18 protein-coding genes are annotated in these 21,341 nt (G+C 71.2%); 5 read left to right on the top strand and 13 right to left on the bottom strand.

Translation table 11 applies throughout. The features are described 5' to 3' along the window. Positions 1–7: 7 nt before the first annotated feature. The gene (gene gabT / locus Q9R33_RS03775) at positions 8–1,369 is read right to left on the bottom strand and encodes a 4-aminobutyrate--2-oxoglutarate transaminase (RefSeq protein WP_056369059.1); all 1,362 of its coding nucleotides are present in this window, start codon (positions 1,367–1,369) and stop codon (positions 8–10) included. Between the two features lie 93 nt (positions 1,370–1,462). Here gabT and Q9R33_RS03770 point away from each other — a divergent pair, with 93 nt between their 5' ends. Next, the gene (locus Q9R33_RS03770) at positions 1,463–2,998 is read left to right on the top strand and encodes a PucR family transcriptional regulator (protein WP_311292918.1); all 1,536 of its coding nucleotides are present in this window, start codon (positions 1,463–1,465) and stop codon (positions 2,996–2,998) included. Between the two features lie 121 nt (positions 2,999–3,119). Next, positions 3,120–4,511, top strand: a complete 1,392-nt coding sequence (locus tag Q9R33_RS03765) for an FAD-binding oxidoreductase (protein WP_311292917.1) — start codon at positions 3,120–3,122, stop codon at positions 4,509–4,511. 29 nt (positions 4,512–4,540) lie between these two features. Here the strand turns inward: Q9R33_RS03765 and Q9R33_RS03760 are convergent, their stop codons facing one another. Further along, positions 4,541–6,019 carry a helix-turn-helix transcriptional regulator gene (locus Q9R33_RS03760; protein ID WP_056369055.1) on the bottom strand — a complete coding sequence of 493 codons (1,479 nt, stop codon included), beginning with the start codon at positions 6,017–6,019 and terminating at the stop codon, positions 4,541–4,543. Positions 6,020–6,251: 232 nt separating this feature from the next. On the opposite strand from Q9R33_RS03760, the gene aceB reads away from it, so the two are divergent. Further along, positions 6,252–7,892 carry a malate synthase A gene (gene aceB, locus Q9R33_RS03755; protein WP_311293252.1) on the top strand — a complete coding sequence of 547 codons (1,641 nt, stop codon included), beginning with the start codon at positions 6,252–6,254 and terminating at the stop codon, positions 7,890–7,892. A 34-nt stretch (positions 7,893–7,926) separates the two neighbouring features. Further along, complete coding sequence (locus Q9R33_RS03750; RefSeq protein ID WP_311292916.1) at positions 7,927–9,522, top strand: isocitrate lyase; 1,596 nt, start codon at positions 7,927–7,929, stop codon at positions 9,520–9,522. A gap of 211 nt (positions 9,523–9,733) precedes the next feature. On the opposite strand, the gene Q9R33_RS03745 is transcribed toward Q9R33_RS03750, so the two are convergent. From Q9R33_RS03745 to Q9R33_RS03725, 5 genes are all read right to left on the bottom strand, one after another. After that, positions 9,734–10,366 carry a response regulator transcription factor gene (locus Q9R33_RS03745; protein WP_056369052.1) on the bottom strand — a complete coding sequence of 211 codons (633 nt, stop codon included), beginning with the start codon at positions 10,364–10,366 and terminating at the stop codon, positions 9,734–9,736. Continuing rightward, positions 10,363–11,625, bottom strand: a complete 1,263-nt coding sequence (locus Q9R33_RS03740) for a sensor histidine kinase (RefSeq protein WP_311292915.1) — start codon at positions 11,623–11,625, stop codon at positions 10,363–10,365. Before Q9R33_RS03740 ends, Q9R33_RS03745 begins: the two co-directional genes overlap by 4 nt. Before the next feature lie 30 nt (positions 11,626–11,655). Further along, positions 11,656–12,522 carry an ABC transporter permease gene (locus Q9R33_RS03735; protein WP_082497010.1) on the bottom strand — a complete coding sequence of 289 codons (867 nt, stop codon included), beginning with the start codon at positions 12,520–12,522 and terminating at the stop codon, positions 11,656–11,658. Next, the gene (locus Q9R33_RS03730) at positions 12,519–13,409 is read right to left on the bottom strand and encodes an ABC transporter ATP-binding protein (protein ID WP_311292914.1); all 891 of its coding nucleotides are present in this window, start codon (positions 13,407–13,409) and stop codon (positions 12,519–12,521) included. The genes Q9R33_RS03735 and Q9R33_RS03730 overlap by 4 nt, the downstream gene beginning before the upstream one ends. A 111-nt stretch (positions 13,410–13,520) precedes the next feature. Next, complete coding sequence (locus Q9R33_RS03725) at positions 13,521–13,859, bottom strand: hypothetical protein (protein ID WP_056369045.1); 339 nt, start codon at positions 13,857–13,859, stop codon at positions 13,521–13,523. Positions 13,860–14,009: 150 nt separating this feature from the next. Between Q9R33_RS03725 and Q9R33_RS03720 the strand changes: the two genes are divergently transcribed. Further along, positions 14,010–15,212, top strand: coding sequence for a pyridoxal phosphate-dependent aminotransferase (locus Q9R33_RS03720; protein WP_310245087.1), 1,203 nt, complete (start codon positions 14,010–14,012; stop codon positions 15,210–15,212). A gap of 173 nt (positions 15,213–15,385) precedes the next feature. Here Q9R33_RS03720 and Q9R33_RS03715 read toward each other — a convergent pair whose 3' ends face one another. The 6 genes from Q9R33_RS03715 to Q9R33_RS03690 form a co-directional block, all read right to left on the bottom strand. Next, entirely contained in the window at positions 15,386–16,522 is a 1,137-nt protein-coding gene (locus Q9R33_RS03715) for a UDP-N-acetylmuramate dehydrogenase (protein ID WP_311292913.1), read from the bottom strand. A gap of 3 nt (positions 16,523–16,525) precedes the next feature. Further along, entirely contained in the window at positions 16,526–16,939 is a 414-nt protein-coding gene (locus Q9R33_RS03710; RefSeq protein ID WP_056369042.1) for a MaoC/PaaZ C-terminal domain-containing protein, read from the bottom strand. Beyond that, positions 16,936–17,385, bottom strand: coding sequence for a MaoC family dehydratase N-terminal domain-containing protein (locus Q9R33_RS03705; protein WP_311292912.1), 450 nt, complete (start codon positions 17,383–17,385; stop codon positions 16,936–16,938). Before Q9R33_RS03705 ends, Q9R33_RS03710 begins: the two co-directional genes overlap by 4 nt. A 9-nt stretch (positions 17,386–17,394) precedes the next feature. Further along, entirely contained in the window at positions 17,395–18,234 is an 840-nt protein-coding gene (locus tag Q9R33_RS03700) for a sulfite exporter TauE/SafE family protein (RefSeq protein ID WP_056369038.1), read from the bottom strand. Further along, positions 18,231–19,049 (bottom strand): DUF2510 domain-containing protein, encoded by an 819-nt coding sequence (locus Q9R33_RS03695; protein ID WP_311292911.1) that lies wholly within the window; start codon positions 19,047–19,049, stop codon positions 18,231–18,233. Before Q9R33_RS03695 ends, Q9R33_RS03700 begins: the two co-directional genes overlap by 4 nt. A 158-nt stretch (positions 19,050–19,207) precedes the next feature. Then, entirely contained in the window at positions 19,208–21,310 is a 2,103-nt protein-coding gene (locus Q9R33_RS03690) for a heavy metal translocating P-type ATPase (RefSeq protein ID WP_311293251.1), read from the bottom strand. Positions 21,311–21,341: the final 31 nt, after the last annotated feature.

Genomic DNA, 21,341 nt, shown 5'->3' with positions numbered 1-21,341 from the left:
TCCCTGATCAAGAAGCCGCGAGTGCTGCGGCGACGACGTCCATGCCCTCGTGGAGCAGGTCGTCGGTGATCGACAGCGGCGGGAGGAAGCGGATCACGTTCCCGTAGGTGCCGCAGGTGAGCACGATGACGCCCTGTGCGATGGACGCCTTCGCGACCGCGGCGGTGAGCGCGGCGTCCGGCTCTCCCGTCGCGGGGTCGACGAACTCGGCGGCGATCATGGCGCCGTGACCGCGCACGTCGCCGACGCGGGGGTCGGCGGCCTGCAGGTCCTTCAGGCGACCCTTCAGAACGGCCTCGATCTCGCGGGCGCGCTCGAGCATCCCGTCGTTCTCGAACACGTCGATCGCGGCGAGCGCGGCGGCGCAGGCGATCGGGTTGCCGCCGTACGTGCCGCCGAGGCCGCCCGCGTGCGAGGCGTCCATGATCTCGGACCGGCCCGTCACGGCCGCCAAGGGCAGGCCCCCCGCGATGCCCTTGGCGGTCGTGATCAGGTCCGGCACGATGCCGAACAGGTCGCTCGCGAACATCTCCCCCGTGCGAGCGAAGCCGGTCTGGATCTCGTCGGCGATGAACACGACGTCGTTGGCGCGGCACCACTCGACGAGGGCGGGCAGGAAGCCGTCGGCGGGGACGATGAAGCCGCCCTCGCCCTGGATGGGCTCGATGATGATCGCGGCGAGGTTGTCGGCGCCGACCTGCTTCTCGATCATCGAGATGGCCTTCTTGGCCGCGAGGCCCCCGTCGAGCCCGTCGCGGTAGGGGTACGACAGCGGGGCGCGGTAGATCTCCGAGGCGAACGGGCCGAAGCCGCTCTTGTACGGCATCGACTTCGCGGTGAGCGCCATCGTGAGGTTGGTGCGGCCGTGGTAGCCGTGGTCGAACGCGACGACGGCCTGCTTGCCGGTGTACTTGCGGGCGATCTTGACCGCGTTCTCCACCGCCTCGGCGCCCGAGTTGAACAGGGCGCTCTTCTTGGCGTGGTCGCCCGGCGTGATGCGGTTGAGGGCCTCGGCGACCGAGACGTACGAGTCGTACGGCGCGATCATGAAGCACGTGTGAGTGAACTGCGCGACCTGTGCCTGCACGGCCGCGACGACCTTCGGGTGGGCGTTGCCGATCGTCGTGACCGCGATGCCCGAGCCCAGGTCGATGAGCGAGTTGCCGTCGGCGTCGACGATGACGCCTCCGCCGGCAGCGACGGCCTGCACGGGCGCGGTGTGGCCGACACCCGCGGCGACGGCGTCGGCCTTGCGGTCGAGGAGCTCCTGCGAGCGGGGACCGGGGATGCTGGTGACCAGGCGGCGCTCCTGCGGAAGGGTCGGACCGCCGAGGGGCGTTTCGGTGAGGGTGTCGGCTGCGCTGCTCATGCAGGGGAGCGTATTTCGTCGCCGGGAACCCCCGCACCCGCCCCGGTGTACATTCTGTCCGGCCCGCTGTACGGGCCGTACACTCAGAGCATCATGGACGCCGACGCCCCTACTCTTCGCGCGCTTCTCGCCCGGCGGGATCTGAAGCTCTCGCTCGCCGGCGACGACCTCGATCCGCAGGCGCTGGACCGCGGCATCCGCTGGGTCCACAGCTCGGATCTCGCCGATCCGACGCCGTTCCTCTCCGAGGGCCTGGTGCTGCTCACCACCGGCACGCAGTTCCCGCAGGGCGACGACGCCGACGCGGCGGCGGTCTACCGCTCGTACGTCCATCGCCTGGCGACCCGGGGCGTCGTGGGCCTCGGCTTCGGCACCGAGGTCGTGCGCGCCGGCATTCCGCCCGCCCTCGTCGACGCGTGCAGGGACGAACGGATGCCGCTGTTCGAGGTGCCGTACCGCACGCCCTTCATCGCCGTGGCCCGGGCCAACGCCGAGGCGATCGCCGCCGAGGCCTACGCGCGGCGCAGCTGGGCCCTTGCCGCGCAGCGCGCGATCGCGCTGGCCGCGTTGCGGCCCGACGGGCTCGGCGCCACCGTTGCGGAGCTGGCCAAGCAGCTCGACACCTGGGTGGGCATGTTCGACGCCGCCGGCGAGCTGTCGCGCGAGCATCCGGCCGGCGGGCTCGGCGCCGAGACGGCCGCGGCGCTGCAGCGCGAGGTGACCGGCGTGCTGCACCGCGGCGCGCGAGCGGGCTCGTCGCTGCACATCGGCGAGACGCCGTTCTCGCTGCAGACCCTCGGCCGCGGCGGACACCTGCGCGGCGTCATCGCGATCGCCGCCGGCGACCTCGACCAGGAGGGCCGCGTCGTCGTCACCGCCGTGATCGCGATGGCCGGCCTCGCACTCGAGCAGCAGCAGGGCCTGGGTCGCGCGCGCTCGGCGCTGCGCGCCGGCCTCGTGCAGTCGCTCCTGACCGGCGATCCCGCGCTCGCCCGCCGCACGTCGCGGGAGCTGTGGGGGCCACTGCCCTCCGCCCCCGTCGTCGTGGGAGTGACGGATGCTGCCGCCGCACGCGTCGACGGCATCGCCGAGCTGCTGGAGCTCTGGGCCGACGAGCGCCGCGGCGCGCTGTTCTTCGGTCGCGGCGAGGACGGCTTGGTGATGGTCGTGCCCCAGGGCGACCGCTCGAGCGTCGACGAGCTCGTCGCCCGCTTCGAGGTGCGCGTCGGGTTGTCGGATCCGACCGGCTACGACGGTTTCGCCGCCGCGCTCGGGCAGGCGCGCGTCGCGCGGGACCGCGGCATCCGTCCGGTGACGGAGTTCGCCGAGGTCGCCCGCGCCGGAGTCCTGTCGGCGCTCACGGACGAGGCCCGCGCTCTGGCGCGAGCGGAGCTCGCACCGCTGTACGACCACGACGCCGCGCAGGGCACACACCTCGTCGAGACGCTGAAGGTGTGGCTCGACGAGGACTGCTCGCACGAGGCCACCGCGCAGGCGCTCGGTGTGCACCGGCACACCGTGCGCACGCGCCTCGCCCTCATCGAGCGCGTGCTCGGCCGCGATCTCTCGTCGTTCGCGACCCGCGCCGAACTGTGGGCGGCGCTGCGCGCCCTGGACGCGTCGGTCTGATCGAGCGCGCCGGGAGTTCATCGACCGAGAAGAGACAGGGCGCACGGTCGGTCCGACTCGGCCGCGCGTTCGCAACAGATCGTTCCTCGTCGCGGGCGGCAGCACCCGGAAGGATGGGCGCATGACCGAGCCCCCTGTGCCCAACGGCGATGTGTCGTGGTGGTGGCGCAGCCTCGGCGGCACGCCGACCCCGCGCGCTCCCCTGGCCGGCGACCTCGACGTGGACGTCGCCATCGTGGGCGCCGGCTACACCGGCCTCTGGACCGCGTACTACCTGAAGCGCGCCCAGCCCGACCTGCGGGTCGCCGTGCTCGAGCAGCGCTTCGCGGGATTCGGAGCGTCGGGCCGCAACGGCGGGTGGCTCACCAACACCGTGACGGGCGGACGCGAGCGCTACGCCGAGTCGCACGGCCGCGACGCGGCGATCGCACAGCAGCGCGCCCTCAACGACTCCGTCGACGAGGTCATCGCCGTCGCCGCGCGCGAAGGCATCGACGCCGACATCGTCAAGGGCGGCGAGTACGGCGTCGCCCGCACGCCGGCCCAGCTCGCGCGACTGCACGCCTCCGTCGCGGACGAGCAGGCCTGGCCTCACACGGATGTGGAGATGTTGGATGCTGCAGCCGCAGCATCCCGTGTCGGGATCGCCGGAGCGCTCGGCGCCGCGTGGCATCCGCACTGCGCCCGGGTGCACCCCGCGAAGCTCGTGCGCGGGCTCGCCGACGCCGTCGAGCGGCTCGGCGTGCCGATCTACGAAGCGACGCATGTGCGGGAGATCGCACCCGGCCAGGCGCTCACCGACGGCGGGACCGTGCGCGCGACCCACGTGCTGCGCGCCACCGAGGGCTTCACCGCCGACCTCCGCGGCGAGCACCGCACGTGGCTGCCGATGAACTCGTCGATGATCGTGACCGAGCCCCTGCCGGCCTCGTTCTGGGACGCGGTCGGCTGGGACGGATACGAGACGCTCGGCGACTTCGCCCACGTGTACATGTATGCGCAGCGCACGGCCGACGACCGCATCGCCTTCGGCGGGCGCGGCGTGCCCTACCGCTACGGCTCGCGCGTCGACACCGACGGCACGACCCAGTCGCGCACGATCGCCTCGCTCACGCGGCTGCTGCGCGAGTTCTTCCCGGATGCCGCGCGTACGCCGATCGCGCACGCCTGGGCCGGCGTGCTCGGCGTGCCGCGCGACTGGGCCGCGGCCGTGCTCCACGACCGGGCGACCGGCCTCGGCTGGGCCGGCGGCTACGTCGGCACCGGCGTCACCGCGACGAACCTCGCCGGCCGCACACTCGCCGATCTCGTGCTGGAGCGCGACACCGAGCTCACCCGGCTCCCCTGGGTCGGCCACCGCGCGCGGCGCTGGGAGGTCGAGCCGCTGCGGTGGACCGCCGTCAACGCGATCTACACCGCGTATCGGATGGCCGACCGGGCCGAGGCATCCGGTTCCTCCGCCCGCACCGCATGGCCCGCCCACGTGGCCGACTGGGTCGCCGGCCGCCACTGACCCGGTCGGCCGGGTCGCCCGGCGCGCGCTCAGCGCGGGGCGTGGGCCTCGAGGAACTCGTAGACGTCGGTCGTGTCGACCCCGGGGAACGAACCCGTCGGCAGCGTCGCCAGCAGCGTCCGCGGCGTGCGCACGTTCGGCCACGACTGCTCGCGCCACGACGCCTCGAGCTCGGCGGGCGCGCGCCGGCAGCAGACCTCCACGGAGTGCTTGGAGACGCCGCGGTTCGGGGTGTCGCGGCCGAGGAACCACTTCGTGTCGTCGAACCGCACGCCGACGCTGATCGAGTGCGCGCCCTCGCTCGAGAGCTCGACGCGGGCCGTGCACCAGTAGGTGCCGTTGCCGGTGTCGGTGTACTGGTAGTACGGGTTGAAGTGGTCGTCGACGTCGAACACGACGCGCGAGGTCCACTTGCGACAGCACATCTGCCCCTCGATCGCGCCGAGGCGGTCGGTCGGGAAGTTCACGTCGTCGTTCTCGTAGACCTTCGTGATGACACCCGATTCGTGCACCTTCAGGAAGTGCACCGGCAGGCCCAGGTGGACGGTCGCGAGGTTGGTGAAGCGGTGCGCGGCCGTCTCGTACGACACCGAGTAGGCGTCGCGGAGGTCCTCGATCGAGATCGAGCGGTCCTTCTTGGCCTCTTGCAGGAACGGCACGGCATGCGCCTCGGGGATGAGGAGGGCGCCGGTGAGGTAGTTCGTCTCGACGCGCTGACGCAGGAAGTCCGCGTACGAGGTCGGCTCGCGGTGCCCGAGGATGCGGCTCGACAGCGCCTGGAGCACCGCCGTGCGCGGGTCGCCCTTGGTGGCGAGGCGGCTCGACAGGTAGAGCCGGCCGTTCTTGATGTCGGCGACCGATCGCGTCGTCTGCGGCAGGTCGGGCACGTAGTGCAGGGTGAACCCGAGGTGCGCGGCGATGTCGGAGGCCGTGCGCTGGGTCAACGGGCCGCCCGGGTGGTCCACCGCATCGAGGATGCCCCGCGCCTGCTGCTCGAGCTCGGCGAAGTAGTTGTTCTGCGTGCGCATGAGCTTGCGCAGCGCCACGTTGGCGCGTCGTGCCTCTTCCGGAGTCGCCGCGCGCTCGTCGCGCAGCCTCTCGATCTCGCCCTGCAGCGCCAGCATCGCCTTGAGCGCCTCTGTCGGCACCGTCTTGCCGATCCGGAACGGGGGGATGCCGAGCGCCTGGAACGTCTGGCCGCGCATCGCCCGCTCGAGCGAGATCTCGAGCGTCGCGCGCTCGTCGAGCGGCTCTGACTCAAGGATCGCGTCGATCGACGAACCCAGCGCCCGCGCGATCGCCTGCAGCAGCGTGAGCTTCGGCTCGCGGCGCCCGTTCTCGATCATGGACAGCTGGCTCGGCGCGCGGTCGACCGCGGAAGCGAGCTCTTCGAGCGTCATGCCGCGGTCGGTGCGCAGCTGCCGGATGCGTCGGCCGATGGTGAGGGGATCCACCTCATCATCGTCGGGGACTTCACCGCGCACATCCGAGGTCAACGTCGTCGTCATGCCGCGATTCTGTCACGAAAGCAGAAATACCGGAAAACTTCACACCCAGATTCGTCGGGTACACCCCCGAACTTCACCCCAGAGTGGTCTCACGACGAACCATCGATCCACACAGAACGCGGATCACCGGATGCCTCGACCCGGCGCACACGCCAGGCAGAGGCATCCCCCACACACTCAACGCAGTCGATCACAGGAAGGCAGGGACATGACACCTGCGACCGCCACCCCGATGCGTACGCGCACCGGCCCCATCCCCACCCAGACCCACGAGCCCTCGATCGAGATCGCCGGCCGCCTCGCGCCCCGCTACGACGAGGTCCTCACGCCGGACGCGCTCGCGTTCCTCACCGAGCTGCACCACCGCTTCGGCGCCCGCCGGCACGACCGGCTCGCCGACCGGATGCGCCGCCGCTTCGAGATCGGCAACGGCCACGACCCGCAGTTCCGCGACGACACCCGGCACATCCGCGAGGACGCCGAGTGGAAGGTCGCCGGCGCCGGGCCCGGCCTCGAGGACCGCCGCGTCGAGATCACGGGCCCGACCGACCCGAAGATGACGATCAACGCGCTGAACTCCGGCGCCAAGGTGTGGCTCGCCGACCAGGAGGACGCCACGAGCCCCACCTGGAAGAACGTCATCGAGGGCCAGCTGAGCCTGCGCGACGCCATCCGCGGAGAGCTCTCGTACACGAGCCCCGAAGGCAAGCGCTACGAGGTGACGGCGACCGAGACGCCCACCATCGTGATGCGCCCGCGGGGATGGCACCTGCCTGAGCAGCACATCCGCTTCACCGACCGCACCGGCCGCACGATGGCCGCGTCGGGCTCGCTCGTGGACTTCGGCCTGTACTTCTTCCACAACGCCGAGCAGCTGATCGCGAACGGCCGCGGCCCCTACTTCTACATCGCCAAGCTCGAGTCGAGCGAAGAGGCGAAGCTGTGGGACGACGTGTTCACGTTCAGCGAGCAGTACGTCGGCATCCCCCACGGCACGATCCGCGCGACCGTGCTGATCGAGACGCTGCCGGCCGCGTTCGAGATGGAGGAGATCCTCTTCGAGCTGCGCGACCACATCGCGGGCCTGAACGCGGGTCGCTGGGACTACATCTTCTCGATCATCAAGAACTACCGCGGTCGCGGCGCTCGGTTCGTGCTGCCCGACCGCAGCGAGGTCACGATGACCGTGCCGTTCATGCGGGCGTACACCGAGCTGCTCGTGAAGACGTGCCACAAGCGCGGCGCCTTCGCGATCGGCGGCATGAGCGCCTTCATTCCGAACCGCCGCGACCCCGAGGTCACCGAACGCGCGTTCGAGAAGGTGGCGGCCGACAAGAAGCGCGAGGCCGGCGACGGCTTCGACGGCACGTGGGTCGCGCACCCCGACCTCATCCCGGTGGCCCGCGCGGAGTTCGACGCCGTGCTCGGCGATCGCCCGAACCAGCTCGACCGTCAGCGTCCCGAGGTCGAGGTGAAAGCCGCCGACCTGATCGACGTCCACATCGGACGCCCGATCACGACGGCGGGAGTGCACGGCAACGTGTCGGTGGCCATCCGCTACATCGAGGCGTGGCTGCGAGGCCTCGGCGCCGTCGCCATCGACAACCTCATGGAGGATGCCGCGACCGCTGAGATCAGCCGCAGCCAGGTCTGGCAGTGGATCCACCAGGACCGCACCACCGAGGACGGCGCGCCGATCACACGGGAGTCGATCGAGGCGCTCGTCACGCAGGTGCTGGCCGAGGCGGACCGCCGCGAGGGCGACCGGTTCGACGACGCCGCGGACATCTTCCGCGAGGTCGCGCTCGGCCAGGACTTCCCCGCGTTCCTGACGCTGCCCGCCTACGCGAAGTACCTCGTCGAGACCGACTGATCCCCCGCTCCCCGAGACGAACAAGGAAACGACAATGACTGCCTATCAGGACGACATCGAAGCCATCCGGGCGCTCAAGCAGCAGCACGGCTCGAGCTGGGATGCCATCGACCCCGAGTCCGCCGCCCGCATGCGCGCGCAGAACCGCTTCCGCACGGGGCTCGAGATCGCCCAGTACACGGCCGACATCATGCGCCGCGACATGGCCGAGTACGACGCGGACTCGTCGGTCTACACCCAGTCGCTCGGCGTCTGGCACGGCTTCATCGGGCAGCAGAAGCTCATCTCGATCAAGAAGCACCTGAAGAGCACGAACAAGCGCTACCTCTACCTGTCGGGGTGGATGGTCGCCGCGCTCCGCTCCGAGTTCGGGCCGCTTCCCGATCAGTCGATGCACGAGAAGACGGCGGTTCCGGCCCTCATCGAGGAGCTCTACACGTTCCTCCGTCAGGCCGACGCGCGTGAGCTCGATCTGCTGTTCACGCAGCTCGACGACGCGCGCGTCGCCGGCGACGACACCGCGGTCGAGTTCATCCAGTCGCAGATCGACAGCTACGAGACCCACGTGGTGCCGATCATCGCCGACATCGACGCGGGCTTCGGCAATCCCGAGGCCACGTATCTGCTGGCGAAGAAGATGATCGAGGCGGGCGCGTGCGCCATCCAGATCGAGAACCAGGTGTCGGATGAGAAGCAGTGCGGCCACCAGGACGGCAAGGTGACCGTTCCGCATGAGGACTTCATCGCGAAGCTCACGGCAGTGCGCTACGCCTTCCTCGAGCTCGGCATCGACAACGGCATCATCGTGGCCCGCACCGACTCGCTCGGCGCCGGACTCACGCAGAAGCTCGCGGTCACGCACCGGCCCGGCGACCTCGGCGACCAGTACAACTCGTTCCTCGACGTCGAGGAGATCTCGGACTCCGACCTCGGCAACGGCGACGTCGTCATCAAGCGCGACGGCACGCTGCTGCGCCCGAAGCGTCTGGCCAGCAACCTTTATCAGTTCCGCCCCGGGACCGGTGAGGAGCGCGTCGTGCTCGACTGCATCACGTCGCTGCAGAACGGCGCCGACCTGCTGTGGATCGAGACCGAGAAGCCGCACGTGGAGCAGATCGCCGGCATGGTCGACGCGATCCGCGAGGTCATCCCGAACGCGAAGCTCGTCTACAACAACAGCCCGTCGTTCAACTGGACGCTCAACTTCCGCCAGCAGGCGTACGACCTCCTGGCGGAGCAGGGCGAGGATGTCTCGGCCTATGACCGTGGCGACCTGATGAACGTCGCGTACGACGACACCGAGCTCGCGCGGCTGGCCGATGAGAAGATCCGCACGTTCCAGCGGGACGGCGCCGCCCGCGCGGGGATCTTCCACCACCTCATCACCCTGCCGACCTACCACACGGCGGCCCTGTCGACCGATGACCTCGCGAAGGGCTACTTCGGCGACGAGGGCATGCTCGCCTACGTGAAGGGCGTCCAGCGTCGCGAGATCCGCGAGGGCATCGCCACGGTCAAGCACCAGAACATGGCGGGAAGCGACATCGGCGACAACCACAAGGAGTACTTCGCCGGCGACGCGGCCCTCAAGGCCGGCGGTCAGCACAACACGATGAACCAGTTCGGCTGAGTTCTCGCACGGATGCCGCGGCCCGCGCACTGCGCCGGGTCGCGGCATCCGTGTACCTGGTGTCAGCGCCCTCGCGCGCCGTACGCACCATCGGATCCGCACGTGCGGACGTGCCGCAGGACACACCGATGACGGATGCCGCCGCACGGCGTGTCGGGCCTGGTCACCGCAGGAGCGGATCCGATTCTGTGAACGAACCGGTCGAGGGCGATCACCCGAGCAGTCCGCGCTCCATGGCGAGGGTCACGGCGCGCGTGCGATCGGCGACGCCGAGCTTCTCGAACACCTTGAGCAGGTGCGTCTTGACCGTCGACTCGCCGATGCCGAGGACTACCGCGATCTGCTTGTTGCTGTGGCCCGTCGCCACCAGCCGCAGCACGTCGAGCTCCCTCGCGGTCAGCACCGTCTCGGGCTCCGGCCGCCGCATGCGCTCGACGAGCCTCACCGCCACCTGAGGCGACAGCGCCGACTGCCCCGCCGCCACCGAGCGGATGCCGGCGACGATCTCGGCCTGCGGCGCGGCCTTCAGGAGGTACCCCGTCGCACCGGCCTCGATGGCGGCCAGGATCTGGTCGTCGGACTCGTACGTGGTGAGGATCAGTACGCGCGGCGGCGGATCGCCCGCCTCTCCCCCGGCGATCCGGGCGGTGGCGGCGACACCGTCGACGTGCGGCATGCGCAGGTCCATCAGCACGACGTCGGGGCGGGTGGCGTCCGCGAGACGCACGGCTTCATCGCCGTCGGATGCCTCGGCCACGACCTCGAAGCCGGGTTCATCCGAGAGCAGTCCGGCGAGGCCGGCACGCACCACCGGGTGGTCGTCGGCGATGAGCAGCCGGATCACAGGCGATCTCCCTTCGTCCGGACGGCCTCGGCCGCCGCAACTCCCATGGTGGCGGGCATCACCGGGGCGGACACCCCGGCACCCCGCTCGTCCTGCGACACCGCCGGAAGCCTGACCGTCAGCGTCGCGCCCTCGCCCGGTGCCGAGGCGACGTCGAACGTGCCGCCTGCGAGCGCCACACGCTCGCGCATGCCGTCCAGCCCGAACCCGCTCGTGGGCCGCGAGGTGTCGAAGCCGCGCCCGTCATCGGCCACCTCGAGTGCCGCGGCGCCATCCGCCGCGACCTCGACGCGCACCGTCACCTCCGCCGCGGCGGCGTGTTTCGTCACGTTCGACAGCGCCTCCTGCAGGCAGCGCAGCAGCACCACCTGGGCTTCGCGGTCGAGTTCGCCCTCCACGCGGGCGGTGTCGAGTGCGATGCGGGCCGCACCGTGCTCGCGGAACCGCTCGATGAGCCGCTCGACCGCGGCGCCGAAGGCGGGTTCGCGGGGGACGGCCGCCGTACGGGCGACGAGGGCGCGTGCCTCGGCGAGGGCGTCGCGCGCGACCTGCTCGACCGTCGCGATCGTGGTGGCGGCAGCATCCGTCTGCCCCTCCCTCGACTGCCGGCCCGCCCGCTCGGCGAAGATCACGAGCCCGGCGAGCGTCTGCGCGAGGGTGTCGTGGATGTCGCGGGCCAGGCGCTCGCGCTCGGCGGACGCGCCGCGCTCCCTGCTGAGGGCCTCGACCTCGGTCTGCGCCGCCGTCAGTTCGGCGAGCAGGCGCTCCCGCTCCTCGCCGTACTCGGCGATGCGGGCGATCCACAGGCCGATGGCGATCGCGAACGAGAGCGAGAAGACCGCGGTGGTCGCGCCGGCGACGACCGAATCCAGGTTGGCTCCATAGCCGAAACTCGCTCCGACGAACACGCTCCCCGCGATCACCGCCGAGCCGCCGATTCCGCGCTTGCGCGAGTCGCCGATGACCCACACCAGGGGGTACGCCAGGGTCTGGAGCATCGCCATGAACGGAGCTGCGCCCGCGCCGATCCCCGCGGCGACGGCTGCCACCGACAGGAAGGCGGGGTACCGCCACGCCGCGCGCGGCGGCTCGATCGCGTCGCGGCCGATCAGGGCGTAGCCCAGCACGAAGAGGCCGATCGCCGCGAGCGCGATCGCGGTGCGCGCGGCGGTCGCGGGTGGGAAGAGGAAGACGAGCGCGAGGGCGATGACGGCGCACACGATCGACACGATCGCGTCCCATCCCCGCTTCGTCAGCATCGTCCCTCCTCCCCTCGGCCCACCCGCAGGCTATGCGTCGCGCCGGATCCAGCGGAAGGTGATCCGCGAGAGCACCAGACCCACGACGAGCCAGACGCCGAGCGCGATCGCGACGCCCGCGAGGTTCCACTCGCCGTTCTGCTCCAGTGTGGCGTACTCCTCGGGCAGGAACACCGCGCGCATGCCCTGCGCCATCCACTTGAGCGGGAAGAGGCCCGCGACGTTCTGAAGCCACTCCGGCAGCTGCGAGAAGGTGAGGTAGACGCCTGAGATGAACTGCAGCGCGAGGGCGATCGGCACGACCACCGCGGTCGCGCTCTTCCCGGTGCGCGGCACGGACGACAGTGCGACGCCGAGCAGGGCCGACGTCGTGATGCCGAGCACGAACACCCACGCGAACGTCGCCCAGCGCGCGGGCTCCGTCGGCAGCTCGACACCGAGCACCGTGGCCGCGAACAGCAGGAGCAGTGCGGACTGCAGCACTCCCGTGACCAGCACCTGTCCGATCTTGCCGACGAAGTAGCTCACCGGCGACAGCGGCGTGCCGCCGAGTCGCTTGAGCATGCCGTCGGACCGCTCGATCGCGATGTCCATCGCGAGATTCTGGAACCCCGAGAGCAGCAGGCCGGCGGCGATCATGCCGGGCAGGTACAGCTCGGCCATCGAGATCGCCGGCACGCCGGGGGCGACCTGCACGTCGCCGTCCGATCCGAACGCGACGCTGAAAAGCCCCAGCATGAAGACGGGGAAGAGGAACGTGAAGAACAGCGTGTCGCCCGAGCGGAAGTACTGCATCAGCTCGAACCGCGTGCGCCAGACTCCGACGCTGAGGACGTTGCGGCGCGCGCGTCGCGGACCGACACCCGCGACCCGCGCCTTCTCGACGGTGGCGCTCATCGCACCGCTCCCTTCTTGTCGACAGCAGCACTCGCGGCGGCGTCGGTGGTCTCGCCGACCATCTGGAGGTAGACGTCCTCGAGGCTCGGCCGCACGATCTCGAGCTCGGCGGGCGCCTCGCCCAGCCGCGCGGCCAGGGCTGTCGCGAACGCGAAGGGATCGTCGGAGCGCTCGTGCCGCAGCATCCCGTCCTCCACCCATCGCACGATCGGAACGCGCGCGGCCTCGCCGCCGAACCCCGCGACGGGCCCGATCGCCTGCAGCCGGCCGGCGGCGATCACCGCGACGCGGTCGGCGAGCTGCGCCGCCTCGTCGAGATAGTGCGTGGTCAGCACGATCGTCGTGCCTTCGGCCTGCAGGCACCGGATGAGCTCCCAGAACTCGCGCCGCGCGTGCGGGTCGAATCCCGTCGTGGGCTCGTCGAGGAAGAGCAGCTCGGGGCGTCCGATGATCCCGAGGGCCACATCGACGCGCCGCTGCTGCCCGCCCGAGAGCTTCGAGATGCGCGTCTTCGCCTGCGCCTCGAGGCCGACGGCCGCGATCACCTCGTCGACGTCGCGCGGGTCCGGGTAGAAGCCGGCGAACTGCCGCAGCTGCTCGCGGACGGTGACGAGGCCGGACTGGCCGGTCGACTGGAGCACGATGCCCAGCCGCGCCTTGAGGTCGAGCCCGCCGGCGGCCGGGTCGACCCCGAGCACCTCGACGTCGCCGCCCGTGCGGCGCCGGTACCCCTCGAGGATCTCGACGGTCGTCGACTTGCCGGCGCCGTTCGGCCCGAGCAGGGCGAAGGTCTCGCCGCGCTCGATCTCGAACGACACACCGTCGACGACCGTGCGGTCGCCGTAGGTCTTCCGCAGGTTCCGCACCCGCACCGCTTGTGTCTGCATGCTTCCAGCGTCATGGAAGACGGATGCTGCGCCCAGCGGTCATCCGCAGGAGACGGCATCCCCCATTCGGTGGATGCCACGGCGCATCGCGCTGCCGCGGCGCGAACCGGATCAGTGCCGCGACGCGACCATCACCGGGACCGGCACAGCGCGGGCCTCGGCGTCCGCCCGCTCTTCGGCGCGGAGCATGCGCTGACCGCGGATGCCTCCCGCCAGCGCCCAGGCGAGCAGCCACACCCCCGAGACGACCGTGACGATGAACGCGACGCGCAGGCCGACGTCGGGGTCGAGCAACAGCACGAGGCTGATCAGGGCGACGAGTCCGCCGAGGATGGCGCCCGTGGCGCCGATGATGGTCAGCACGCACCCGCGCGCGAGCCACCAGGCGATCCCACCGGCGATGACGAGCACGATGGCGAGCACGACGGCTCCCCAGATCCAGGCGTCCACGACGCACAGGGTACCGCGTCGCCGGGCCGATCCGGAAGAGCGCTTACCCATCGGACGATCCGTCGCGTCGTGCGCGCATCCCGCACGCGCGCGGGCCACACGTCCGCAATCGGCGCTGAAGCCCGCCGCCGCGCGGACTACGCTCGAACCGTGACAGAACGCGCACCGCTCTCCCGCAAGCTCTCCGCCATCGCCGAGTCCGCGACCCTGAAGGTCGATGCCAAGGCGAAGGCTCTGCAGGCCGCCGGTCGGCCCGTCATCTCGTATGCGGCGGGCGAGCCCGATTTCGCGACGCCGCAGTTCATCGTGGACGCCGCCGCGGAGGCCCTCCACAACCCCGCCAACTTCCGCTACACGCCCGCCGCCGGTCTTCCGGTGCTGCGCGAGGCGATCGCCGCGAAGACGCTGCGCGACTCGGGTCTCGAGGTCGACCCATCGCAGGTGATCGTCACCAACGGCGGCAAGCAGGCCGTCTACCAGGCCTTCCAGACCGTCGTGAACCCCGGCGACGAGGTGCTGCTGCCGGCCCCGTACTGGACCACCTACCCCGAGGCGATCGCGCTGGCCGACGGCATCCCCGTCGAGGTCTTCGCCGGCGCCGACCAGGACTACAAGGTGACCGTCGAGCAGCTCGAGGCCGCCCGCACCGACAAGACCACGGCGCTCGTGTTCGTGTCGCCGTCGAACCCGACCGGCTCGGTCTACACGCTGGAGGAGACCGAGGCGATCGGCCGGTGGGCCGTCGAGCACGGCATCTGGATCATCTCGGACGAGATCTACCAGAACCTCGTCTACGAAGGCACGCGTGCGGTGTCGATCGTGGAGGCGGTTCCGGAGGCCGCGGGCCAGACGATCCTCGTGAACGGCGTCGCGAAGACGTACGCGATGACCGGCTGGCGCCTGGGCTGGATGGTCGGCCCCAAGGACGCCATCAAGATCGCCGGCAACCTGCAGTCGCACCTGTGCTCGAACGTCAACAACATCGCGCAGCGCGCGGCGCTGGCGGCCCTCTCCGGACCGCAGGACGAGGTCGAGCAGATGCGCCAGGCCTTCGACCGCCGCCGCAAGCTGATCGTCGCCGAGCTGTCGAAGATCGACGGCGTCGCGGTGCCGACGCCGCTGGGCGCCTTCTACGCCTACCCCGACGTCCGCGGACTCCTCGGCCGCGAGTGGGCGGGTGTCACGCCGACGACCTCCCTCGAGCTGGCCGACCTCATCCTCGAGAAGGCCGAGGTCGCCGTGGTTCCGGGCGAAGCCTTCGGCCCCTCGGGCTACCTGCGCCTGTCGTACGCCCTGGGCGACGACGCCCTCCTCGAGGGCGTGCAGCGCATGCAGCGCCTCTTCGCGTCGTAACAACCCTTTCGGAACGCGGATGCCTCGGGTTCGAGGCATCCGCGTTTCTGCGTCTGTCGGCGGGTCGCTTCGGGGTTCGGGGCGCGTCCCGTGCCGTCGGGGCGCGCGCCGTGCACCCCAAACGTTCGCCGTGCGCCCCAAAACCCTAGGGGGACGGATGCCTCGGCCCGGGGCTAGAGCTCGACGTTCACCAGGACGGGCTCGGGCTGCAGGATCAGGCCGAACTCGGACTGCACGCGGCCCTGGATGAAGCGGGCCAGCTCGGCGAGCTCGGCGGCGGTCGCATGACCCCGGTTCGTGAGCGCCAGGGCGTGCTTCGTCGACAGGCCGGCGCGTGAGCGCGGGAGCTTGAAGCCCTTGCGCACGCCGGCGTGCTCGATGAGCCAGCCGGCGCTCACCTTGACGTCGGATTCGACCGTCGTGGGCGCGGGAACATAGCCGTCGAAGTTCGCGAGCGGGATGACGAGCACCGGGTCGAGATCGGGATGCACCGGCCAGCGCGGGCACGCCTCAGGGAGCGTGCGGGCGAAGGATGCCGACACCACGGCGTTCTGGAAGAACGACCCGGCGCTGTACGTGTCGGGGTCGTCGGCGTCGAGCACCATGCCCTTGGCGCGCCGGGTCTCGAGGATCCGCTCGCGCACCCACGCGAGGGTCGCCTCGTCCTCGGGGCCGAGGCGCAGCGCGGTGCGGAGCTGATCGCCGGCGATGCGACGGGCGCCCTGGCCGATGTCGGGGAGGTCCAGCGTCACCGAGAGGATCACCGCGCGCCGCGCGGGCACCGAGCCGTAGTGGTGCTTGAGGACGGACGTCCGGAAGCCCAGGCCCAGCTCGGCGGCGGGAACGGTCGACACCTCGGCGGTCGACTCGTCGAGCAGCTCGACCTCGCTGAGGGTCTGCACTATCTCCTGGCCGTACGCACCGATGTTCTGCACCGGGGCGGCACCGACGGTTCCGGGGATCCCCGACATCGCCTCGATGCCGCCGAGCCCTTCGGCGACCGCGACACCGACGAGGTCGTCCCAGTCGTGGCCCGCCTGCACCCTGAGCCGCACGCGTCCGGGCAGGGGCGACGGCATCCGTTCGATCCCCTTCGTGAGCACGCGCACGACGGTGCCGTCGAAAGGCTCGTCGCCGACGAAGAGGTTCGACCCGCCGCCGAGCACGAGCCACTCGTCGCCGGAGGCCCAGACGTCGCGCAGGGCGTCGACGAGCTCATCGGTGGTGTGGGCGTCGATCATGCGCGCAGGCAGACCGCCGGTGCGCAGCGTCGTGAGCCGCGCGAGCGGGATGGGGGTGACGTCGGGCATGCGTCAGGCGGTCCGGACGCGCACCTGCGCCTTGACGAGCACCGTGGCACCTTCGAACGACACGGTCAGGTCGATGCGGGCGGACTCCTCGTCGACCGCGCCGACCTTCGCGACGACGGTCACGTCGGCACCGGTCTCGGGGTCGACGACGACGGGCTTGGTGAAGCGCACGCCGTACTCGAGGATGCGGCCGGTGTCACCGACCCACGACTCGATCGTGCCGACGGCGAGACCCATCGTGAGCATGCCGTGGGCGAGCACGCCCGGGAGGCCCACCGCGGCCGCGACGTCGTCGCGGTAGTGGATCGGGTTGAAGTCTCCGGATGCCCCGGCGTACCGCACGAGCGACTCGCGCGTGAGGTGCACGGTGCGCTCGGCGACCACGTCGCCGACGGTCAGGTTCTGAAGCGCGCTCACTGGTCACCCTCCCCCACGAGCAGGATGGTCGTCGTGGTGACGACGTGGTCGCCCGCGGCATCCGTGATCTCGGACTCGCTCGTCACCATCGCGGCAGCGCCCATGGCGCGCAGACCGGTGACCGACAGCTTCGCGGTGAGCTCGTCGCCTGCCACGATGGGCCGGGAGTAGCGGAACTTCTGCTCGGCGTGCAGCACGTTCTTGAGGACGATGCCCGCGTCGGGCTCGCCCAGCAGCTGCTGGAGCGTCGCGTCGGTCACGACGATCGCGAAGGTCGGCGGCGCGACGACGTCGGTGTAGCCGAGCGCCTGGGCGGCGGTGAGGTCGGTGTGCTGCGGGTCATCGGCGAAGACGGCGCGCGCGAACTCGCGCACCTTCTCGCGACCCACGAGGTAGGGGGTCGTCGGCGGGAAGTCGCGGCCGACGAGCTCGGGGTTCACTGGCACCAGGCCATCCTACCGAGCGGCATCCCCCGACCCGGCCGGGCCGGCCTCCGGCCGAGGGCGCCCGCGCCAGGCCCGCAGGCCCATCTGCACCGCGATGATCACGAGGTACGCGGCGAAGAGCATGTTGCCGACGAACGGATCGATGAGCGTCGCCGCCCACGCGCCGAGCGCCGTCGTGGTGCACGCCGCCAGCCCGACGATCGCCGCCGCGACGAGGTCGACGTTGCGCCGCCGGATGTTGCCGACCGTGCCCGAGACGGCCGTCGGGATCATCATGAGCAGCGACGTGCCCTTGGCCACGAGGTCGCTGGTGCCGAACAGCACCATGAGTGCCGGAACCACGATGATCCCGCCGCCGACGCCGATCAGCCCCGACAGGATACCGGTGACCACACCCAGCACGACGAGCAGGACTCCGCTCAGCCAGGTGAGGGAGAACTCGGCATCGCGGGACGGGATCACGATGAAGAGGCTGACGATCACCGCGGCGAGGAAGCCGACGAACGCCCACCGCAGCACCGTGAGCGAGAGCCGCGGGAGCAGCCACGTGCCGATCTGGGCGCCGAACACCGCACCCGCCGCGAGCAGCAGCGCGGGGATCCAGGCGACCGAGCCGTGCACGGCGTACGAGATGACGCCCACCGTCGCGGTGGGCACGATCGCGGCCAGCGATGTGCCCGCGGCGAGCCGCTGGTCGAAGCGGAGGAACAGCACCAGGAACGGCACGATGACCGTGCCGCCGCCGACGCCGAACAGGCCCGACAGCAGACCTGCGAGCAGGCCGATGCCGATGCAGGTGAGGAAGAACCGAGCGTCGTGGAGAGGGCGCGCCGTCTCGGGCGAGGTCATTCGTACGACAGGTTGTCGATGACCCACTCGCCGTCCGACTGCACGAGCGTGTAGTGGTACACCGTGGCGCCGGGGGCCGGGTCGGTCGGCTGGCCGTCCTCGTCGATGAGCGCGGTGTACGTCTCGTTCGTCGTCACCGCGACCTGGTCGCCGACGGTCTCCACATCGGTGACCTTGATCTCGTAGTCGTCGAAGTTCTCGTCGAATGCGACAGCCTGGGATTCGAACGTGGCGCAGTCGAGCAGCCCGACGGTGTCGCGGAAGTTCTCGGACGTGGCGGCGGCGAACGAGTCGCAGTCGCCCTCCTGCCAGGCGTCGTCGTACAGGCCCACGGTCGCGACGGCTGCGCGCTCGTCCTCGGACTGACCGGCGCTGTTCGCGGTCGACGCCGAGAGCAGCAGCAGCGGGATCACGACGGCTGCGGCGATCACGATGCCGAGCAGCACCACGCCGAGCACCACCCACACGATCCAGAGCTTCGAAGTGCTCCGCGGCTCGGTCGCCGCGGCGAAGCCGCCGCCGGCAGGAGCGATGCCTGCGGGCATTCCGGGGTACACGCCCTGCGGATACCCCTCGACCGGCGCGCCCCCTTCCTGCACCGGGTACGGCTGCGCCGCCGGGAAGACGGGCTCCGTCGCGAACGCCTCCGGCTCGCCCGGCCCGGACACCTCGGCCCCGGCGACGATCTCGGCCTCGGTCGGCGCCGGCGACGCCTCCGGGTCGGGCTGAGCGACGTGCTCCGTCCACTGCGCACCGTCCCACCAGCGCATCGCGCCGTGACCGTCGTCGTACCAGCCGGGAGGAGTCGTCGTCATCCTCAAACCCTATCCCCGCCACCTCTGGAGGCACGGATCGCGGATGCTGCGCCCCGGCGCCGGGGCGCAGCATCCGGTCCCCGGAATCAGCGGTCGAGGACGGCGCGGGCGCTCCGTTCGGGGGTGGGCCCACGCGGCCGGAGGCTCCGCGCGACGCGTCAGCGGCGCGTGGAGGGGCCGTGGGGAAGGTCGAGCCGGCGCAGCAGCTGCGCGTTGAGCGCCACGACGACCGTCGACAGCGACATCAGGATCGCGCCCACCGACATCGGCAGGACGAAGCCGATCGGGGCGAGGACGCCGGCCGCCAGCGGGACCGAGATGAGGTTGTAGCCGGCGGCCCACCAGAGGTTCTGCGTCATCTTGCGGTAGCTCGCGCGCGACAGCTCGATCACCGACAGCACCGAGCGCGGATCGCTCGACGCCAGGATGACCCCCGCCGACCCGATCGCGACGTCGGTGCCGGCGCCGATCGCGATGCCGACGTCGGCCCGCGCGAGCGCGGGAGCGTCGTTGACGCCGTCGCCCACCATCGCGACCTTGAGACCCTCGCTCTGCAGCTCCGCGACCTTCCGCTCCTTGTCCTCCGGACGCACGCCGGCGAAGACCCGGCGGATGCCGAGCGCCTCGGCGACGGACCGCGCGACGGGCTCGGCATCGCCCGTGATCATGACGACCTCGACGCCCAGCCGGTGCAGCGCGTCGACGGCCTCGCGCGATTCGGGGCGGATCTCGTCGGCGAGCGCGAGCCCTCCGACGACGGCGCCGTCGCGCACGACGTGCAGCACGATCGAGCCCTGGTCGCGCCACGCGCCCGCGGCCGCGATGTCGGCACCCCCGATCTCGTCGAGGAGGCGCGGGCCGCCTACCCGCACCACGTGCCCGTCGACGGTCGCGGTCACGCCGACCGCCGGCGACGACTGGAAGCCGGAGGCGGCGGCGACCGCGAGGCCGCGCTCCTGGGCGGCACGCACGATCGCCTTCGCGAGCGGGTGCTCGCTGTCGGCCTCGGCCGCAGCGGCGAGCGCGAGCACGCCGTCCGCGTCGATGTCGGCCACCGCGGCGACGTCGACCACGGTGGGATCGCCCTTCGTGAGGGTGCCCGTCTTGTCGAACAGCACCGCGCCGATCGTGCGCATGCTCTCGAGCGCCAGGCGGTCCTTGATCAGCACGCCGCCGCGCGCGGCGCGTTCCGTGGCGATCGACACCACGAGCGGGATCGCGAGGCCCAGTGCGTGCGGGCAGGCGATGACGAGGACGGTGATGGTGCGCACGACCGCCTCGTCGGGAAGACCGAACGCGGTCCACACGATCGCGGTCAGCGCCGCGGCACCGAGGGCGAACCAGAACAGCCAGCCGGCCGCACGGTCGGCCAGGCGCTGCGCACGCGACGTCGAGCTCTGCGCTTCGGCGACGAGCCGCTGGATGCCGGCGAGCGTGGTGTCGTCGCCGGTCGCGGTGACCTCGACCCGCAGCCCCGAGTCGGTGGCGACCGTGCCGGCGGTCACGTGGTCGCCGACGCCGCGGGCGACGGGCCGGGATTCGCCCGTCACCATCGACTCGTCCATGTCGGCGCCGCCGTCTACGACCCGGCCGTCGGCGGGAACACTGCCGCCGGGTCGCACCACGACGACATCGCCGAGCCGCAGCGCGGACGGTGTCACGCTGACGATACGGTCGCCCTCCACGCGCTCCGCCTCGTCGGGGAGGAGCGCGGCGAGGGAGTCCAGCGCCGAGGTCGTCCGGGCGAGCGAGCGCATCTCGATCCAGTGGCCGAGCAGCATGATCACGATGAGGAGGGCCAGCTCCCACCAGAACTCGAGCTCATGGTGCAGCAGCCCGAGGCTCGCACCCCACGACGCGAAGAACGCGACCGTGATCGCGAGGCCGATGAGGAGCATCATGCCGGGCTTGCGGGAGCGCAGCTCCGACACGGCGCCCGACAGGAAGGGCCAGCCGCCCCAGAAGTACATGACGGTGCCCAGCAGCGGCGAGATCCAGCCGACCCACGGGGCGTCGGGCAGCGTGTAGCCGAGCACCATCGCGAACATGCCCGAGAACGCGACCACGGGTACCGCGAGGGCAAGGTTGATCCAGAACAGCCGGCGGAAGCGGGCGACGTGGTCCGCGCCGTGGCCTGCGTGGCCGGCGTGACCGGCGTGATCGGCGTGGCCGGCGTGATCGGCGTGGCCGGCGTGATCGGCGGTCGCGATGTGGTCAGCGTGCACCGCGTGGGCGGGGTCGGTCGTGGCGGTGGCGCTCATCGCCTGATGAGCCGCCTGATCGTTGTGGGCG

This window comes from Microbacterium sp. PRC9, from assembly GCF_031844125.1.
GTDB lineage: Bacteria > Actinomycetota > Actinomycetes > Actinomycetales > Microbacteriaceae > Microbacterium.
Note: the sequence above shows the minus strand (reverse complement) of the source record. Positions and strands in the feature narration are given on the sequence as shown.

Coding starts and splice junctions, on each gene's coding strand:
- Q9R33_RS03690 (WP_311293251.1), bottom strand. CDS start 21,310: ATGAGCGCCACCGCCACGACCGACCCCGCCCACGCGGTGCACGCTGAC.
- aceB (WP_311293252.1), top strand. CDS start 6,252: ATGCGTACGCGCACCGGCCCCATCCCCACCCAGACCCACGAGCCCTCG.
- Q9R33_RS03730 (WP_311292914.1), bottom strand. CDS start 13,409: ATGCAGACACAAGCGGTGCGGGTGCGGAACCTGCGGAAGACCTACGGC.
- gabT (WP_056369059.1), bottom strand. CDS start 1,369: ATGAGCAGCGCAGCCGACACCCTCACCGAAACGCCCCTCGGCGGTCCG.
- Q9R33_RS03740 (WP_311292915.1), bottom strand. CDS start 11,625: ATGCTGACGAAGCGGGGATGGGACGCGATCGTGTCGATCGTGTGCGCC.
- Q9R33_RS03715 (WP_311292913.1), bottom strand. CDS start 16,522: ATGCCCGACGTCACCCCCATCCCGCTCGCGCGGCTCACGACGCTGCGC.
- Q9R33_RS03695 (WP_311292911.1), bottom strand. CDS start 19,049: ATGACGACGACTCCTCCCGGCTGGTACGACGACGGTCACGGCGCGATG.
- Q9R33_RS03770 (WP_311292918.1), top strand. CDS start 1,463: ATGGACGCCGACGCCCCTACTCTTCGCGCGCTTCTCGCCCGGCGGGAT.
- Q9R33_RS03765 (WP_311292917.1), top strand. CDS start 3,120: ATGACCGAGCCCCCTGTGCCCAACGGCGATGTGTCGTGGTGGTGGCGC.
- Q9R33_RS03750 (WP_311292916.1), top strand. CDS start 7,927: ATGACTGCCTATCAGGACGACATCGAAGCCATCCGGGCGCTCAAGCAG.
- Q9R33_RS03760 (WP_056369055.1), bottom strand. CDS start 6,019: ATGACGACGACGTTGACCTCGGATGTGCGCGGTGAAGTCCCCGACGAT.
- Q9R33_RS03735 (WP_082497010.1), bottom strand. CDS start 12,522: ATGAGCGCCACCGTCGAGAAGGCGCGGGTCGCGGGTGTCGGTCCGCGA.
- Q9R33_RS03700 (WP_056369038.1), bottom strand. CDS start 18,234: ATGACCTCGCCCGAGACGGCGCGCCCTCTCCACGACGCTCGGTTCTTC.